The organism is Psychrobacter sp. I-STPA6b (assembly GCF_020662265.1).
In the GTDB taxonomy this organism is placed as follows: Bacteria; Pseudomonadota; Gammaproteobacteria; order Pseudomonadales; family Moraxellaceae; genus Psychrobacter.
The window spans coordinates 17,635-35,368 of record NZ_VEWM01000057.1 but is presented as its reverse complement, the minus strand read 5'-3'; the positions used below and the strand labels follow the sequence as shown (position 1 = coordinate 35,368).

The 17,734-nt window shown below is 39.7% G+C and carries 12 protein-coding genes; 2 read left to right on the top strand and 10 right to left on the bottom strand.

What is annotated here, in order from left to right:
• Window positions 1-61 precede the first annotated feature (61 nt).
• The 8 genes from FHK88_RS04180 to FHK88_RS04145 all read right to left on the bottom strand — a co-directional run bounded on the left by FHK88_RS04180 (window position 62) and on the right by FHK88_RS04145 (window position 13,485).
• A complete protein-coding gene (locus FHK88_RS04180) occupies window positions 62-1,819 on the bottom strand; it encodes a DUF4132 domain-containing protein (RefSeq protein ID WP_227429512.1) in 1,758 nt (585 codons plus the stop codon).
• A gap of 163 nt (window positions 1,820-1,982) precedes the next feature.
• Window positions 1,983-5,228 (bottom strand): DUF4132 domain-containing protein, encoded by a 3,246-nt coding sequence (locus tag FHK88_RS04175; RefSeq protein WP_227429511.1) that lies wholly within the window; start codon window positions 5,226-5,228, stop codon window positions 1,983-1,985.
• Window positions 5,229-5,559: 331 nt separating this feature from the next.
• On the bottom strand, window positions 5,560-7,260 hold the full coding sequence (locus FHK88_RS04170) for a matrixin family metalloprotease (protein WP_227429510.1): 1,701 nt from the start codon (window positions 7,258-7,260) through the stop codon (window positions 5,560-5,562).
• Window positions 7,261-7,403: 143 nt separating this feature from the next.
• Window positions 7,404-9,029 (bottom strand): uroporphyrinogen-III C-methyltransferase, encoded by a 1,626-nt coding sequence (cobA, locus tag FHK88_RS04165; protein ID WP_227429509.1) that lies wholly within the window; start codon window positions 9,027-9,029, stop codon window positions 7,404-7,406.
• Between the two features lie 267 nt (window positions 9,030-9,296).
• Window positions 9,297-9,983 (bottom strand): LysE family translocator, encoded by a 687-nt coding sequence (locus FHK88_RS04160; RefSeq protein WP_227429508.1) that lies wholly within the window; start codon window positions 9,981-9,983, stop codon window positions 9,297-9,299.
• 333 nt (window positions 9,984-10,316) lie between these two features.
• The gene (locus FHK88_RS04155; protein ID WP_227429507.1) at window positions 10,317-10,964 is read right to left on the bottom strand and encodes a phosphoadenosine phosphosulfate reductase family protein; all 648 of its coding nucleotides are present in this window, start codon (window positions 10,962-10,964) and stop codon (window positions 10,317-10,319) included.
• Window positions 10,965-11,108: 144 nt separating this feature from the next.
• Window positions 11,109-11,807, bottom strand: a complete 699-nt coding sequence (locus FHK88_RS04150) for a DUF934 domain-containing protein (protein WP_227429506.1) — start codon at window positions 11,805-11,807, stop codon at window positions 11,109-11,111.
• On the bottom strand, window positions 11,800-13,485 hold the full coding sequence (locus FHK88_RS04145) for a nitrite/sulfite reductase (RefSeq protein ID WP_227429505.1): 1,686 nt from the start codon (window positions 13,483-13,485) through the stop codon (window positions 11,800-11,802). The genes FHK88_RS04150 and FHK88_RS04145 overlap by 8 nt, the downstream gene beginning before the upstream one ends.
• A 234-nt stretch (window positions 13,486-13,719) precedes the next feature.
• Here FHK88_RS04145 and sat point away from each other — a divergent pair, with 234 nt between their 5' ends.
• Both sat and FHK88_RS04135 read left to right on the top strand, forming a co-directional pair.
• Window positions 13,720-15,030, top strand: a complete 1,311-nt coding sequence (gene sat, locus FHK88_RS04140; RefSeq protein ID WP_227429504.1) for a sulfate adenylyltransferase — start codon at window positions 13,720-13,722, stop codon at window positions 15,028-15,030.
• Between the two features lie 43 nt (window positions 15,031-15,073).
• Window positions 15,074-16,285 (top strand): sulfate ABC transporter substrate-binding protein, encoded by a 1,212-nt coding sequence (locus FHK88_RS04135; protein ID WP_413680441.1) that lies wholly within the window; start codon window positions 15,074-15,076, stop codon window positions 16,283-16,285.
• A gap of 77 nt (window positions 16,286-16,362) precedes the next feature.
• Here FHK88_RS04135 and FHK88_RS04130 read toward each other — a convergent pair whose 3' ends face one another.
• Both FHK88_RS04130 and FHK88_RS04125 read right to left on the bottom strand, forming a co-directional pair.
• Window positions 16,363-16,917 carry a hypothetical protein gene (locus FHK88_RS04130; protein ID WP_227429502.1) on the bottom strand — a complete coding sequence of 185 codons (555 nt, stop codon included), beginning with the start codon at window positions 16,915-16,917 and terminating at the stop codon, window positions 16,363-16,365.
• Between the two features lie 27 nt (window positions 16,918-16,944).
• Complete coding sequence (locus tag FHK88_RS04125; protein WP_227429501.1) at window positions 16,945-17,547, bottom strand: hypothetical protein; 603 nt, start codon at window positions 17,545-17,547, stop codon at window positions 16,945-16,947.
• Window positions 17,548-17,734 lie beyond the last annotated feature (187 nt).

Genomic DNA, 17,734 nt, shown 5'->3' with positions numbered 1-17,734 from the left:
TATGCCAATATAGCCAATCAAGTATTGCCAATTAAATCGCTAGCCTACTAGCTTATAGTCCTTATAGTCTGACCATCGAATCAACGGCCAATAAAAATTCACTGGCAGTGATATCATCAATATCTTGCGGTACTAATAAAGGCTCTATTTGTTGCCCATTATCAGGTTTTGGTACACCTTCATACAAAGGATAGCCCTCTTGCAAGGTGATGGACAATTTATGCCCATTTATCACCTTGTCATAAGCACCACAATAACCACCTCGATACTGTATGACTTCCCAATTTTGAGAGCCAGAACGTAAACCAATGACACTGCCTGTGGCAAAGGTATCATTATCAAAACGGTGTATTTCACCCGTTGATTTTTCTTTATCACTCAGAGAATAAACAGGACGGGCTAGCTGTGCAAATGGCTGTATGATTTGATAATCATTAAACTGCTCTGACCAAGTTGCAAGTTGTTCTTTGCTTAACAAAATGGGGTGGACGAGAGTTATTGTTACTGTTGGGGTTGCTACCGATTGAGGCGTGTCTTTTTTAGCACCTTTAGCATTATTTTTGTTATCACTGTTAGCCATTAAGCTATTTTTTAATATACCTTCACTAAGCAAATTATCCTCAGCATCAAGCAACTCAAGGCTTTCACTTAGCCAAAATAATTGGCGTTTATTGTTTTTATCCTTATCTGTGAGCTGTACTTGCCATAGTAGCCGTTTGCTTAACTGTGCCATGATGGGGTGATGGACGTAATAATCCATAAAATCGCATAAGGATAATGCCCGTTGCTCTATCATCATTTGCTCTAGTCTTTTGGGCAAATTGCTACGCAACTCTTTAAGCTGTTTTTTATCCAGTTTGTGCTGAGCCAAAAATTCTTTGACGGCATTTTCATCATCATTTTTCCCTGCTTTGGGTGGATTTTTAAACGTTTTACCTGTTTCATCATGATAAGCAAAGGTTAAATCATCGGTTAGACTGACGGTAATTTTGCGTGAATCTGGCTGATGGGGATTATAATCAACCACCAATGTGCCGTATTTATCCAAGCCAAAATCGGGCAACAATTTATCTGCCAACTGCTCAGTACTTAAGCCTAAGCATTTGGCATAATGGCTCAATGCTTTGTCGGCATGTGGACGTAGTGTAGAGCGGGCTTTTTGGCTGATTTTTATCAGCATTTGCAATGACTTTTCGGCACGCTCACTATCAGGATAGTTGCTGGCAAGCGTTGCCAATACTTTAAAGCTGTGGGTGATGGAGCCACGCTGGGTAGGCATGGATTCATAGTCTTTAATAAATTGCCAAACCTTATCGGCAATACTTTTATCTGCCAGCCATGCTGAGGCGGTCATAAACCAGCGTTTATTTTTATCAAAACTATCAAACCAACTGTCTTTGTCCCTGCCACTGGTGTCCTCATAGTCGTCCCATAGCTCATTGGCAAGTGTCGCCAGTGATTCGGGTGTAAAAGCAGGTAATACGGAGGATAAAGTGATAATGGGCTTATCCAACGAGCTGAATTTAAGCATTAATAACAACTGCTCAAAGGCATCACTGGGCAGTGGCTCACCTGTGCTGGCGATAACGGGGGCAGTGAGTGCATCAACTAGGGGAACTTGTTGTTTATCCTCTGTGTTATCTTGCTTATCCGATGTTGAGGCTGATGTTGAAACTGATGTTGTATGATTGCTGGCACAGCGTGACACCGTTTCATTCAATATAATATTGCGTTTACGGGTGGTTTTTTGCCAGTCGGTTGATAATAGTGCCTGTGGAATACCTGTGGTATTGCTTTTTATCTCATTGTTATTGACCATTTTTAGTCCTTTTTTTAGTTGTATAGTCAACGAACTTGATAACTGTTACGGTGTTAGGCTCGCTTGCTGTACAACCGTACTATCTGCACTCGCCTGCCTTGTACCAGTTTATAACTTCGCTGACTATATGATAAATAAATGATGGTTATGCTGATTCATTGTGTTAGCATTTAGCGATAGAGGACAATGCCAGCAATACCTTACTAATAATAAGTGGATTTTTATCACAAATATCAATAGGTTTTATCTGCACCTTTTGGCTAAGCATAGAAAAAGGCATATTTCTACCGTGTTGCTCACTATATGAGTAGGCGGGAAAGGGCTCAGATAAGCGAATATACAGATAATTATCTTCACCAAAACGCTTATTTTTTCTGGAATAAAGTTGATCGTCATATAATTCAGGCTCATTGCTAAATTCTACTACGCTGCTTATTTCCAACGAGTTATCTTTAATCTCTCTAAAATAATAACCACCACCTGCAACCTCTTTTAGCTGAGCAACCAGCTCATTAATATGAAAATAACAGTCATCAAAGCGAGTGATTTTACCCAAACTCTTTTCCTCATCGGTGGCACGCAGACAGGGTATATTTATCTGCTCAATCGGTTGGGCGATGGCATGGTCAGCCAATAGCTCTACCCATGAATCTAACTGTGATTGGCTTATATAGCTGGGGTAAGTAAATATCACACAATATTGCATTTGCTTCTCATTTTGTTGCCACTTTTTCTGCCATTCTGCAAACTGCTCAGGGGCAATCTCATCATAGTCAGCATTAATAAAACTGCCGTCCTCTGCCATAATAAACGTATGGTTGAGCGGATTATCAGCATACAAGCCAGCGGAGAATGATTTTGCTTCGTCCTCATCATCGCTACTTTGTTTCGCCTCATCAGCATTGTTTGGTTTATCAGGGCGAATAGTGACTGTCCATAACAAATTCTGTGCATATTTTTGTAATATTGGGTGATGGCAAAAATACTCATACATAAATAAAGGCTGGCGGTGATGGGCTTTTTCTAACTCTTGCTCAAATCGTTGATTTAATGTTTTGTATAATTTATCCAACTGCTTTTTAAGCTGTTTAATCTCATTATTGACTTGTCGAAAGCGTTCTTTATCATCGCCTTTTTTGGCACGAGGGAAACTGTCTAATAACTGCCCCTGCTCATCAAATAATAATGGCGATAAATGAGCGTCTAAACGTAGCGTTAATCGCTGATTGCCCGCTTCATCTAAATCAAAATGACGCTCGCCTTGAGTATCAAAGCCCAAACATGGCACTGCCAAATCTCGCAATTCTATTAATGACAGTGAGGTAATTTCACAAATATCAGCCAATGCTTGTTTAATCAGCGTGCGAAAGTGTGACTTACTTTTAGCATACTGATATAACAATTCGTTCACTATTGCACTGATATCCGCACTATGGGCAAATTTTAATGACGGATTATTTTGCTTACGTTGATTGTTCTGTAACTCAATCTCATACCAAAGCTCAATATTGGCTTTCATCATACGGATTAAGTCACGGTGTTTTTGTTTCCGTAGGGACTCAATAGTCGGCAATGCCTCTGCATTCATCAGCCACCCCCACGGCTCAGGGATACCTACGTCCCACAATGCTTGCCCCAAGTCATTTAATGACGTTCGAGTAAAGGGCGATAAGATTGCCTGCATATCTGCATCAGTGAGTGGTTTAATCCATTTTTTAAAATTGGATTTAATCAAGATACCCAATAGATTTTCAAATAATGGCAATGCCAATTCACTGCCATCAACTTGTAAAATCGGACGTGGAAAACCATGAATGGATAAATGCTCAGGTAATTTTGGTGCTTGTAGGCGATATTTTTTATAAGACCAAGGTGGGGTGGTCAGCCATTCTGATAGCATTTGTGATTGATTTTGTAGTTGCTCTTGTGCCTGTTTTTCGTTCGTATCGTCAGCTTTGTTAGTATCACTGCCATTACTATTATTGTCATCACTGGGCGAGGTAGTTGCTGACTGTGTACTGGCTATCATATCTCGAACTTCAGCAAATATTGGGGCAACATGATAACAGTTTGCAGATGTTTGAGTGTCTGTTGTTTGCTGTGTATCTGGTTTGGTGACTTGTTTATTGTTGTCTTGCTTCATGTATAGCATTTCAATTTTTTCAAAATCTGTGGGCTTATTGATCAATATATCGGTCAAGGTATGTTTGATAATTGGTAACAAGTGCTCAGCACGATAGACGAGAAAATCATATTTTTGTTTTTTCTTATAATACTGTGCCTTTATCAGCTTTTTAGTCATTTGTGAGAAGTCAGGACAGTCATTGATTGCTGTATATAGGGTATTTAAACACTCAAGCATTTTTAGGTTTGTGAATATAGGATAGTGATTAACCCAAACGGCTATTAGCTTACTAAAATTATTATTATAGATACGCTCAAGCAACCATGTTAGATAGTGCTCATGATGATAATCTTGCAATACCTTAAATACTTGCCGTAGATTTTTATAGGAATGGTCTTGATTGGGGGAACGGTAATCATTGAACTTATGATTTAGTAAGGTAGCAATAGAGGCAAACGCTTGCTCGTCCTTCTCTTTAGTGTCAGTCTGAGTCTTGTCCTCAGCATCAGATAGCGATAGAGCAATAAAATCTAATAAGGGTGGTAGGGTATCACTGTCTTTAAATGCTTTACTACTTACTGCTTGCTTATAAGCAGGAACAAATACCGCTGAATTATAAGTATGATGAATAAATAAAATCTGAATGGAGGGGGCACCTTCCCAATATGGACGCTTTATATGCTCAAAAGATTGCCGAGGATAAGGCACATCAGCTAAAAAATAAAACGCCCGTAAAGCTGGTAACAACTGCTGATGGCGGTTAAATAACATTTCATATTCTTTAGGTGACTGCTGTTTTAGCTGATGAATGCGGGCTTGAATATAAAATAGCGTTTGTCGATGACCTTCACAAAGTTGCCGTATATAAATGGGGTCTTGTAAACTGGCTAATATTGCCGTAAAGCTGATTTGTTTGGATAGAGATAACTTAGCAAATAAACAATCAATGATATTTACAGTAAAGCTATAATCTGAGGAATTTAAATTTAAATGTGTTTGCCACTGTTCGGCACAGTTTTGATAATCTATTAATGCGTCATCGTCTGCTTGTATCCACTCATTAGCAAGGGCAAGCCATTGTTCTTGTTGTAAAGTTGTGGCTTTTATATCACTGGCTTGAATGGGTGTATTATCCACTTTAGGTTGATACGCCAATGCCTGAGCAAAGCGATTGGCTCGGTAGTCATCTAAAATCTTTTGCTGTTTTTTTGACCAATGAAACTGGTTGTCAGGAGTGGCATAAGATAGTGTGCTCGTTTCATTGTCATGTAAATTATTAGTCATGCTGATGTCGTCCTAATTTAATGTTGTCCTAATTTAATAATAGGGTTTACTGTTGCTTATTAAGCCCATCATAAACTAAAACTAAACATCAATCATCTTTAAAGTTAAATTAAGTGACAACAGTTGTCGTGTGAATATAAATGTTTGGTTGGGTTTTTTGATAAGGTATTTAATGAAGGAAAGTATATAAACAGAGGTATAGTAATTATTAATATATAAAAACAGTCATGATTTTGTAATTGTTCAATATATAGTTGAATATAAAAAATAATTATTTTAATTTTTCTTATTACTTAGCAATAGATTTTGTTGATTTTTATTGGTTCATTTATTATTTATGCTTATTTTTTAGCATAGTGATTAATTCGTTACTGGAATATTTTTGGCTATTAATTTCCCAAGTTTGAACTTTATCAAAATTTACCTTTACACCTGCTCCATTGTCATTAAAAAATAAAGTATCATTTACTGAAGTGAGATGGTCTGGGATAATACCATTAATGACGACAATACTATCGCTATCATCATCAATGATGGTATCAATACCTGATGGCTCTGGTGTTTTAAATATCCTACTTTTTCCATTATCATAATCATGTATGATGTAGGTATCTTGTCCCTCTCCACCCATGAGTGCATTAGGCAACTCATTAGCAATTAAGGTATCGTTACATCGCCCTCCTTTAGCATTTTCTATATGACTATGATAACCGATTAGGCTTTGACCGTCAGAGGTTATATTATCGGCTTTGGTCATTTGATATGACCAACCTCCCTGATTTAAGTCAATGGTACTAAAGACAGGTGAGTTGCTTGCATCAAAGGTATCAATACCTGAACTATCCCAAATATAAGTATCATCAAAGCTGTAGCTGTTATTATCTGTTCTTAGATTTGGATTAATACCATGTAAGTAGTGTAAAGCAATGATGTCAAATAGTTTTAGATTTTCGCCCTTGTCATTGTCATTGCTTGTATGAAACATGACAGAGCCTTCTTGCTCGAGAAAGGGTAGAGCAGGCTCTTCATCAGGGTGCTTTAAACCTAAAATATGTCCAATTTCATGTAATGCAACATGAAAGCCTCTTGTACCTATATTAAAAGAATTGGCTTGATGATACATACTTGTTTTGAAATGGACTTCAGGTGGTCTAATATTAGCGTATGCGTCAACACTTGGATTATTTCGAATAGATAAATCATCCAAATAAAAAGTTAAATTAGGATTGTTTTTATCCTCAACAAACTTGATACCTGTGATATCAGTATACTTATCGAGTGCCAGTTTTATATCTTGTTGTTGCTGTAAGTTAAAGGGTTGCCAGTCTTTAAGCTCCCTGTTTGCTTGAGTGGCAAAATTATAGGTAAGTTTTTTAGTATGAATAAGATTTTTAGTTATATATGTTAAATTACTAGGTTCAATCATTGCTTCGAGAAAATAGGGATAATTTGAAGTAGCTGTATTAGTTGGTGGCTGTTTATTTTCTGGAGTGTTTTCTGTGCTGGCTAGAAAAGCTTCTAATTTTTCGTAAAAATCGGATTCCTGATTGTTATCTTCAAAATTTGGAAGGGAGCTATTATTGGGTCCTGATTTTAAAAGAGCAATCGCTTTTAAACGCAATAGTGATGTTTTTGCATAATTATGCATCTCTATTGCTAGCTTAATCTGAGCAGGCGTTAATCTCTGATAATATTCTTGATTTCTTAAAATTTTTGTTGTTTTCTCCAAGGTGTCTTTAAGCATCTGTTCATTGTTTTCATTATATCGTTGACTGGATAGTTGATAATATAAATCCATATCACTTGGCTGTATAAGGCATTCATTAAATATCATTTCAGATTTTTTTTCGTCATGATTATATTTGTAATTAATAAATTGTTGTACTCTTTGTGTGGTTTGATTTTGATAGTCATTGTTTTGCTGGTGGGCATAGGCAGGTATCATGATTGTGACAATCAATATACGTGATAACTTCTTAATAAGCTTAAGTGGGTTGTTTGTAGAAGTTTTATTTTTTATCCAGTATGTCATTATGCTAACCAATAATGATAACTTTATAAATAAAGTTATGAGCAATAATATCAATATAAGTTTGCATCAATAATAGCACTAGATTAGCTTTAACCATACTTAATTATGAAGTATCAGCAGTTAAAATTAAACAATTTTTTGAGTTACCCCTCCGCCAACTCCTCCATAACTGTCACCATATTTAACGCATGGGCAACTTGTGGCGTGGCGTTAGGATAAGCTATTAGCATATCTTGCTCATCAACTAAGTTATCTTGAGAGGCAGGCGACTCACCAAACCATGCCAACTCATCATGCAAACATGCTACCTCACCCATAATCAATAGGGCAGGGGTGGGCAGATTAGCAACTGTTTGTTTTTGTACAATGTTTTCTAGTGTGCCTGTCAATACTTGCTGATTGGGCAGGCTAGCATTCGAGATAATCGCAATCGGGGTATCAGCTGGCTTGCCTGCTTTGATTAGCCCTTGGGTCAAGCGTTCAAGGGCATTTAATCCCATATAAAACACCACCGTTTCATTGGGGGCAAGCAGATTATCAAAGCCATTATTTTCTTTACCTGCCTTTAAAAACCCAGTGACAAACCGCACCGATTGAGCATGGTCACGATGGGTCAACGGAATCCCTGCATAACTGGCGGCAGCATTGGCGGCAGTAATCCCCGGAACGACCTGATACGCAACATTTGCCTGACGCAATGCCTGAATTTCCTCACCGCCTCGCCCAAAAATAAACGGGTCACCACCTTTTAGACGCACCACTCGTTTTCCTGCTTTGGCATGCTGTATCAATAGCTCATTAATGCCTTGCTGTGCTACTGCATGATTACTGCGTTTTTTGCCGACATATACCTTATCAGCATCTCGGCGACACAAGTCCAACACTTGTGGCGATACCAGTGCATCATAAAATACAATATCCGCTTGTTGCATAAGTCGCAACGCCTTAAAGGTGAGTAGCTCAGGGTCACCAACACCAGCCCCAACCAAATAAACTTCACCGACAGTTTGCTGTTTGAATTGTTGCTTATCTTGTTGTTTAGGTTTTTGCTTGGGCTTTTGTCCAGATTTGGCTTGATGTGATTGGGCATAAGCAGTGCTGGCATGCTCTAAATCAGCCTCAAGCTGAGCTTTGGCTTGGCTCTCTTTACCTGCAAAAATCAGCTCACTGACCTTGCCCTCAAATGCTCGCTCCCAAAACTGTCGGCGAGCGGTTAAAGTTGGGATTTTAGCTTTGACTTGCTGACGAAAATCCCCTGCCAAACTTGCCAGCTTACCGTAACCTTGTGGTATTAATGATTCAAGTCTAGCTCTTAGCAGACGTGCCAATACAGGGGCTTTACCATTGGACGAGATACCAATAACGATGGGGTTTCTATCAACAATCGCAGGAAAAATAAAATCGCATAACTCAGGGGTGTCGACCACATTAATTGGAATGTTTAATGCTTGTGCGTCGGCATGAATTTGTCGATTTAATGCCTTATCGTCCGTCGCTGCAATGATGATACGTTTGCCAACTAAATACTGTTTATCATAATCGGCATAAATAAGCTGATGATTTGGTTGATTGTTTGTCGCTTTGTCATTGATGGTATTGATGTCATTGCTTAACAGGGCTTGCAAATCCTCACTAATTATAGGGGCGACAATGGTCAAACACGCCCCCGCTCGGCGTAGCAAATCTGCTTTTCGCAACGCTACTTCACCACCACCAATAATGGCAATAGGTTGATTTTCAAGCTTAAAAAATAGTGGGAATGTGTTCATATGATTACCCTGTCAATTAATACAACTACAATGATAGTCATTTTTTGGCTATATGTTATGTCGGGCTATTATCGGGTATTTTAAGCACACTCTCACTTAGCAAAACGTTATTACTATATTCGTTTTGGGTATTAAGGGGTTGGGTTTTTTAAGATGAGGGAATAGCTTTAGAAATGATTGGTTTAATAGTTGGATATTAAAAAGGTTAAGAGCGGTGTTATTTTGTTATTTAAAAAATAGCCTAAGCAGACTTACGTATTTAAGCTATTAAACCATTCCACGTGCCACTTCCCAAAGTAAAGCCAATGCAATCCCTACAAAAATCAGACCACAAATACGATTAAGCCATAACAGTCGTTGTCCTGTTGCCAGCCATCTTGCCAGTTTTTTACCACCAAAGGTGTAAATTAACTGCCAAAATGTTTCACTGACAAAAAATCCAACCGTTAGCCATATATATTGTGGCAACAGTGGTGATGAAAAGTTAATAAATTTAGGAAAAAAGGCCGCAAAAAATAATATCGCTTTGGGGTTGGATAATGATACCCAAACTCCCGTGCGAAATAGTGACAACGGGGTATGTGAAAATTTGGGGTTTATTTTATTTATATTATTGCTAGTGTTTTCATTTTTAGTAGTATCAGTGGCATTAAGCAGTTTGGTATCTTTTTTATCCGTTTGCCATGATTTCACTCCTAAATATAGCAGATATAATGCCCCAACAACTTTAATGAGCGTTAACAGCCACGGAAATTGGCGACTGATAATATCCAGCCCAAGTAGTGCGGATAGTAATAATAAAAATAGCCCAAAACTTAACCCTGCGAGTGTCCATAAGGTACGTTTGACTCCATGATTTAACCCATGTTGAAAGGCGAGTAGCATATTAGGGCCGGGCGTGGCGGAGATAACAAAGGTACTTAAAAAAAATAGGGTGAATTGCTCAAATGACATAAAGGTTGCCAAAAAAAGTAGATAATAGACAGCTTACAGCTTACAGCTTACAGCTTACAGCTTACAGCTTACAGCTTACAGCTTACAGCTTACAGCTTACAGCTTACAGCTTACAGCTTACAGGTTATAGGTCAAGAGCTGTTTTTGTTTATCCTAACTCCATAAATTTTTAGCTTGTTGGCACAATTCAATATAAGTTTGTTGTTCTGTGTTATCAGGATATAAATCAAGATTGGTTTTTAATTTATCAATTCTTATCATAAAACCAAAAAAGCCAAGTGCGATGACTTGGCTTAATGATAACATTGATTTTAGTAGCTGATGATGGCTTGTTTATATTTGTGTATGTAAGCCACATTCCCGATTTTCTTCTACTTTGGTGGGGTCAAAGTAGTCAAATTCATTAGGAAGGCTGTTTTCTTCCAGATAAGCGTCTAAGTCTTTATCCGTTTTATAAAATAATGGGGCAACTTTTAGCACACCATCTTTGGATAGGCTAAGTACATCTAGGTTTTGACGGAATTCGGTTTGCTCTTTACGAATGGCGTTAAACCACACATCAGGTTTTAGCTCAGCCAATGCACGGCGGAATGGTTCAAGTTTGACTTGTTCGGTAAATTCATCATGCTGTGGGTTATCAATACTAGGAATACCGTTCATCACTGAATCACGATAAGCTCGGGTTTGCTGTGGGATATAAGTGACCACATTGAGGTTTAAGTCTTTGATAAGTTTAACCGCAAATTGATAGGTGGCGTCAGTGTTATAGCCAGAGTCCACCCATAATACTTTGATATCAGGGCGTTGTTTGGCGACCAAATGCAAGATGGCAGATTCATAAGGGCGAAAGTTGGTGGTGATAATGGGATTTTCGGCTTTTGCCAATGCCCATTCGACGATTTGCTCAGGCGTTTTGCCTTGTAATTCAGCGTTGGCTTGCTCAAGATTATCTGCGTTAATAGCGTGGCTTGTGTTACTCATAATTATTCCTTTTAGGTTAAAAAGTTAGGTTGAAAAGTTAGGTTGAAAAGTTAGGTTGAAAAGTTAGGTTGAAAAGTTAGGTTGAAAAATCTTGTTAAAATAGTTTTCTTTCCCCTTTAAAGCGAGTCAGGGGAAAGGTTAAATTTAGCGAAACATCGGTAATTTGCTGACTTGCGTGCCTGCATAAGCGGACGCTAAATCATTAAAAGACTGGGCAATATCATCGCTCATATCCTGCTCGGCAATCACAAAACTATCCACCCCCGAACGGCGTAAGTAAGCGATTTGGTCACGTCCAAATGCCCCTGCCATACGGATTTCACCTTGATAGCCGATTTGGCGTAAGTGTTTGGCAAGGCTAAAGCCACGTCCATCAGCAAAGGCTGGCACATAAATCACCACCAATTCGATTTTATGTAGGCTTTCTGGGTCGATGGTCGGCGGTGCGTCTTTTTTGCGTTTTTTAGGTTTCGCTTTTGCTTTGCTTTTATCGCCATCAGCGTCCACTTCCTCAGCAAGGCTGTCATCAATATCCAGCACTTCGGCTAACTCATCAAGTTGTTCTAGCGTGGTGTCGGTACTTAGCCATGTCGCCAGTCGGCTACTGTGTTGATTGACCAAAGCCAATACCTCTTGTAGCAAGGGGCTGTTGACGTTTAATGCAGTTAGTAAGTCTTGAATGGGCAGGATAATATCCAGCTTTTCTTGTTTGTGCAGTATTTCGCCAAGATTGAGTTCGGCAAGGGCAACGCCATCAGGCAGTTGCTCGTGAGCCAAAGCATGCCATGTATCATTGGCACTGATATCTTGCCCTTGCTGGTCTAAGATATGATGATTAGCCATAGACACGTTCCTTAAATGGGTCAATGCCCACCCGTTCGACTAATTCACCAAAGCCTTCTACCTCATCGCCACTTTGCTGGCGGGTATCGACATACACGTCCAAAATGCTTTGTAGGGTTTGGGCGACTTCATCGGCAGGCACGGCTTTACCCAAGATTTTGCCCAGTTTTGCGTCATTACCAGAGCTACCGCCCAAGCTGATTTGATACCAATGCTCGCCCTTTTTATCCACGCCCAAAATGCCAATATCGCCAACGTGATGATGGGCACACGCATTCATACAACCTGACATATTTAAGCGAATTTCACCCAAATCATACAGATAATCCAAATCATCAAATTGTTTTTCGATTTGTTCAGCGATGTTATGGGTGGTGGCATTTGCCAATGAGCAATAATCAAACCCGGGGCAGACAATCATATCGGTCAATGTGCCGATATTGGCTCGGGCAAGGTTTAATTGCTGTAACTGTTGCCATACCTCATAAATATCGGTTAAGGCAATGTCTGCAAACACCAAGTTTTGTTGGTGGGTGGAGCGAATTTCCCCAAAGCTATATTTATCAGCTAAATCTGCCAAAGCGTCCATTTGCTCGGCGGTAACGTCACCTGCTGGCACATATTTGCCATCGACCAGCCCAGCTTTTAGCGAAATAATAACCGCCCGATAGCCTGCGACTTTGTGAGCCACCGTATTATGAGCGTACCAGTTGGCAAAGTTTTTATCTTGTTGCAGTTTGGCTTGCAGTTCACCTTGTACCGCCAATTCATCAAAACTCTGATAATTGGGAGCAGTAAAATAACTTTGAGCTTTGGCAAAATGCTCATCAGTTAAGGTCAGTTCACCATCTTTGCTGTGAGCGTGCCATTCCTCCTCAACCAATTTGGTAAATTGCTCAGCTCCCATGCTATCAACCAAAATCTTAATGCGAGCTTTATATTTATTATCCCGTCTGCCATGCAAGTTATACACCCGCAACACAGCGTCCAGATAACTTAATAAATGCGTACGCGGTAAAAACTCACAAATGACCTTACCGATAATAGGCGTGCGTCCCAAACCACCACCAACGATGACCTCAAAGCCAACCTCGCCTGCCTCATTTTTGCGAACGTGCAGACCAATATCATGCACCTGTGTGGCGGCCCTGTCCTGCTCCGTACCAATCACCGCAATCTTAAATTTACGTGGCAAGAAGGCAAATTCTGGGTGAAAAGTTGACCATTGACGAATGATTTCACAATAGGGGCGAGGGTCCTCGACCTCCTCTCGGTGAATACCTGCATAAGGGTCGGTGGTGGTGTTACGGATACAGTTGCCTGAAGTTTGAATGGCATGCATTTGTACCGAGGCAAGCTCTGCCAAAATATCTGGCACGTCCTCTAGCTGTACCCAATTCAGCTGAATATTGGTACGAGTAGTAAAATGCCCATAACCCTTATCATATTGACGGGTAATATCGGCAATTTTTCTTAACTGTTGGCTGGCAAGCAAACCATACGGAATGGCAATGCGTAACATCGGAGCATGACGCTGAATATACAGCCCATTTTGCAACCGCAGTGGCAAAAACTGCTCCTCTGGCAACTCACCTGCCAAAAAGCGACGGGTTTGGTCACGAAACTGTGCCACCCGTTCATCAACCATCGCTTGGTCGGCATAAGTATATTGATACATAATTGGCTCGTTTTGCTGGCTTATAAAATAAAAAGTAGAAAATGAAAAATAAAAGTGACTAAAACAATTTAGTGCATAGTACCCACTGTTGCCCCTCTTGATAAATTCAATTAAGTCATATGCATATCCGAACACAGCATAGAACTGAATAAGCTAAATTCGGTAGCCTATGCACAACCAATTTTTATAACTGTTAACTATTAACTATCAATTATTAAATTAAAAGGAGCCACTATGTCGGTAGCCAAAACTCAATCTAGCCATTCACAGGACAGCAACGCACAACAGCCAAATAACAAAATCGTTGAGCGATTAGGTATTCGCAAATTAGTGCCACCGCATGGCAGTGACAAACTTAAGCCTTTATTATTACAAGGTGATGAGCGTACACAAGCCCTAGAGCTTGCCAAATCCCTACCACAAATCCAGCTAAGCTCACGTGAGCGTGGTGACTTAATCATGCTTGGCATTGGTGGCTTTACTCCACTTGATGGCTTTATGAATAAAGCAGATTGGCAAGGCGTGGTTGATGAAATGACATTGCAAACAGGTGACAATGCAGGCTTGTTTTGGCCCATTCCCATCACCCTATCTACCGATAAAGCCACTGCAAATAGCCTAAGCAAAGATGATAAAGTGGCACTGGTTGCTCAAGATGGTGAAATCATGGGGATTTTAACCGTTGAAGAAACTTACGAAATTGACAAAAATCACGAATGCCAACAAGTCTTTACCACCACCGACCCTGCCCACCCAGGTGTAAAACAAGTCATGGAGCAAGGCGAAGTCAATATTGCAGGTAAAGTGCAAGTCTTAAGCGAAGGCGAATTTCCTAAGCTGTATCCTGAGATTTACAAAACCCCTGCCGAAACTCGAGCCTTATTTGAGCAAAAAAATTGGCAAACCGTAGCGGCCTTTCAAACCCGTAACCCCATGCACCGCTCACACGAATATTTAGCCAAAATTGCCATTGAAATCTGTGATGGTGTGATGGTGCATTCATTACTTGGGGCATTAAAACCTGGTGACATTCCTGCCGAAGTGCGTCAAGAGGCAATTAAAACCTTGATTGATAATTACTTTAAAAAGGACACCGTTATTCAGGCAGGCTATCCATTAGATATGCGTTATGCAGGACCTAGAGAGGCATTACTGCATGCCTTATTCCGTCAAAATTATGGCTGTAGTCATTTGATTGTCGGACGTGACCATGCAGGGGTGGGCGATTATTATGGGGCGTTTGATGCCCAAGCGATTTTTGATGAGATTGCCGATGATGCCTTAATTACCAAACCATTAAAAATTGATTGGACGTTTTGGTGCAATGCCTGTCAAGCGATGGCGTCAAGCAAAACCTGCCCGCACGATGCGAGTAATCATGTCAAAGTATCTGGTACCAAATTACGTAAAGCCTTATCAGAGGACGAGCCTGTGCCTGATAACTTTAGCCGTCCAGAAGTGCTTGCCATCTTACGCAACTATTATGCAGGCATTGCCAAAGAGGATAGAGCAGAGGTCAAGCTTACTGGTGCGTCAGCACAATAAAATAGCCTTTAGTATCATAAAATCAGTAGGATATAAGATAATGATGACAACGTCTGATGATAACGTGATTGTTTCAAACAGGCTATCTACTACCTTGACTGTGGCACTATTATCTATAGTGCCTATGTTAACTATGTTGACTATGATGATAACTGCCTGTAGCTCGGGCAGTAGTACTAATAGTAATGCTGACAGCAACGCTAATAACAATGCCAATAACAATGGCAGTGGTGGACAGAATATCAAACTGTTAAACGTCTCTTATGATGTCTCCCGAGATTTTTATAAAGAGTACAACCCACTATTTATTCAGCAATATCAAAGTGAACACCCAAACAGTAGCGTTCAAATTGGTCAATCACATGGTGGCTCAAGTAAACAGGCGTTATCGGTTGCCAATGGCTTGCAAGCTGATGTGGTGACCATGAATCAGCAAACTGACATTGATGTGTTGGTGGATAAAGGCTTGGTTGATGACGACTGGCAACAACAACTGCCTAATAACGCTATCCCTTATACCAGCACCATCGTATTTTTGGTACGCACTGGTAACCCCAAGCATATCCAAGATTGGGACGACTTGGCAAAACAGGGCATACAAGTGGTGATGCCCAATCCCAAAACCAGTGGCACTGCTCGTTATGCGTTTTTGGGGGCATATGGTTATGGGTTGCACCATTTTAAGGCAAATAATAATGGTCATAGTGAGGGTAGCACTGCCTCAAACGCTGACGCAAACCAAGCGACTAATGCTAGCAATGCCACTGATAATACTAGGGACTATATGAAACGCTTATTGGCAAATGTCGCCACTTATGATAATGGTTCTCGGGCGGCCACCACCACCTTTAGCCAACGTGGTATTGGTGATGTACTAATTACCACTGAAAACGAGGCTCATCAAGCGGTCAATGGCTTTGCCAAAGGTCAAGTGGATATTGTCTATCCAAGTTATTCTATTCAGATTAATAACCCAGTCGCCCAAGTAAAAAGTGTCACTGATAAAAAAGGCACAGGGGCGGTGGCTCATGATTATCTGCTAAAGTTGTGGGACAAACCAGCCCAACAACTGATGGCACAATATTATCTGCGACCCAGTGACCCTGACATATTGGCACAGCATAGCGATACCTTGCCTGCCATTGATACCTTTGAGCCAACAGCAGTATTTGGTTCATGGCAACAGATTATGCAACGCTTTTTTGTGGAAGGGGGAGAGTTTGATAAATTGGCAACAGTGCAACCAGTAAACTAGAGCCTGTATTTATAGTATGGTGTTAGGCTCGTTAAAGATAAGTTTTATGGTTTATTTGAGAGCTTATACAACAGAGCCTAAGCAATTTTGGTATAGTTACCTATCAATGTTGTCCCATCAGAGCAAAAAAGGTGCAATGAACTTCTATCTTGGGTATCTATTGTTAATACATGGTTTTTAAACTGAAAAAAGGTTGGTGATTCATTTGTAATCGTTTCAAATAATGCACCATGTACACTATCTTGACCAATAAAATGAGCTTGCCCTTGATAATTACAGACAGTGTGCTTTATCTCATCATGAGATTGTATGGCAATATTGATATGTTGATTATCAATGGCGGTTATCGTTAATTGTATCCAATCATATCTTGAGTTTATATATTCTCCGACAACCATTTTAATAGCTGGATTTGGCATGGTATAGGGCTTATGTAGATGTGTATGCGCTTGACTCGTTGGTATTGATGCTGGTGAGGTGATGATACGTTGATGAGGATAAGTTGTTTGAGAGGGAGTGTTCACCCTAACCGTGTCAGATGAAGAGACGATAGCAGAGTCAGTAGATTGACAGGCAGTTAAGCTTATCAATCCAAATAGCACACAAGAAAGCGTCGTGGTTTGTTTTATCATATTATTCATTTCTTATAGCATATCAAATTAAAAGCCATATACTTCCATAGTTATCCATATATTTAATATCCAAATCGTACTCCCAAGTGCTATCCATAAATAGTTGAGTGCTGTTAACTTACTATTTTGTTGTCCTTGGTTGTCATTTGCTGCTAGATTTACTTGTATTTGTGCCTGCCATATACTCCATGCTAAAGCAACAATTAAAGCAATGGCTAAGATCATATACGCAATTGTGCCTAAAGGTAGGCGAGCACTTATATTAAGTCCAATTTCTGCTATAACACAAACTGTGGCAGCAGTGCCTAAACTAGGGGCTTGGTAGCCATCTAATTTATTGGCATTGTCTTCAATTTTGTTAAATAAACTGTGGATAAAAAATATAGCAAACCACGCCCTTGGAATTGGCCAAATTTTTTCACCTGTATGGTCTCGCCACAAGCTCCAATTTTTCCAAAACCAATATAAGGAGTACAGACTAAAAGTGCTAAATAATAAAATTAAAAACTTGCGCTGAGATACTACATAAAACTGCTGGGTTTGTGATGGTAGATGGGGTGGAATAATGTCTGCTTGTGGGGCAGAGTAGAGGTTTTGATATGATGGTGTGTTAGGTTTCTTTAAGTCCATTTTCTGTCTCATTAATTATTATTTATTGTAGTGTAATGAGTTTTATTTAAAAATACCAGATTGACTTTAAGATTCTTTTATTTTGCAATGTTTTTTTGTTTCTTTATTCCTTTTGCTCATTAAGATACGCTTATTCATCATTATACATAATAACAAACCACTGTTAGCATGGTCGCCAGAATCTTTT

What these genes read in the sequence shown, in the direction of transcription:
- FHK88_RS04180 (WP_227429512.1), bottom strand. Translation starts at nt 1,819, where the DNA reads ATGGTCAATAACAATGAGATAAAAAGCAATACCACAGGTATTCCACAG.
- FHK88_RS04175 (WP_227429511.1), bottom strand. Translation starts at nt 5,228, where the DNA reads ATGACTAATAATTTACATGACAATGAAACGAGCACACTATCTTATGCC.
- FHK88_RS04170 (WP_227429510.1), bottom strand. Translation starts at nt 7,260, where the DNA reads ATGACATACTGGATAAAAAATAAAACTTCTACAAACAACCCACTTAAG.
- cobA (WP_227429509.1), bottom strand. Translation starts at nt 9,029, where the DNA reads ATGAACACATTCCCACTATTTTTTAAGCTTGAAAATCAACCTATTGCC.
- FHK88_RS04160 (WP_227429508.1), bottom strand. Translation starts at nt 9,983, where the DNA reads ATGTCATTTGAGCAATTCACCCTATTTTTTTTAAGTACCTTTGTTATC.
- FHK88_RS04155 (WP_227429507.1), bottom strand. Translation starts at nt 10,964, where the DNA reads ATGAGTAACACAAGCCACGCTATTAACGCAGATAATCTTGAGCAAGCC.
- FHK88_RS04150 (WP_227429506.1), bottom strand. Translation starts at nt 11,807, where the DNA reads ATGGCTAATCATCATATCTTAGACCAGCAAGGGCAAGATATCAGTGCC.
- FHK88_RS04145 (WP_227429505.1), bottom strand. Translation starts at nt 13,485, where the DNA reads ATGTATCAATATACTTATGCCGACCAAGCGATGGTTGATGAACGGGTG.
- sat (WP_227429504.1), top strand. Translation starts at nt 13,720, where the DNA reads ATGTCGGTAGCCAAAACTCAATCTAGCCATTCACAGGACAGCAACGCA.
- FHK88_RS04135 (WP_413680441.1), top strand. Translation starts at nt 15,074, where the DNA reads ATGACAACGTCTGATGATAACGTGATTGTTTCAAACAGGCTATCTACT.
- FHK88_RS04130 (WP_227429502.1), bottom strand. Translation starts at nt 16,917, where the DNA reads ATGATAAAACAAACCACGACGCTTTCTTGTGTGCTATTTGGATTGATA.
- FHK88_RS04125 (WP_227429501.1), bottom strand. Translation starts at nt 17,547, where the DNA reads ATGGACTTAAAGAAACCTAACACACCATCATATCAAAACCTCTACTCT.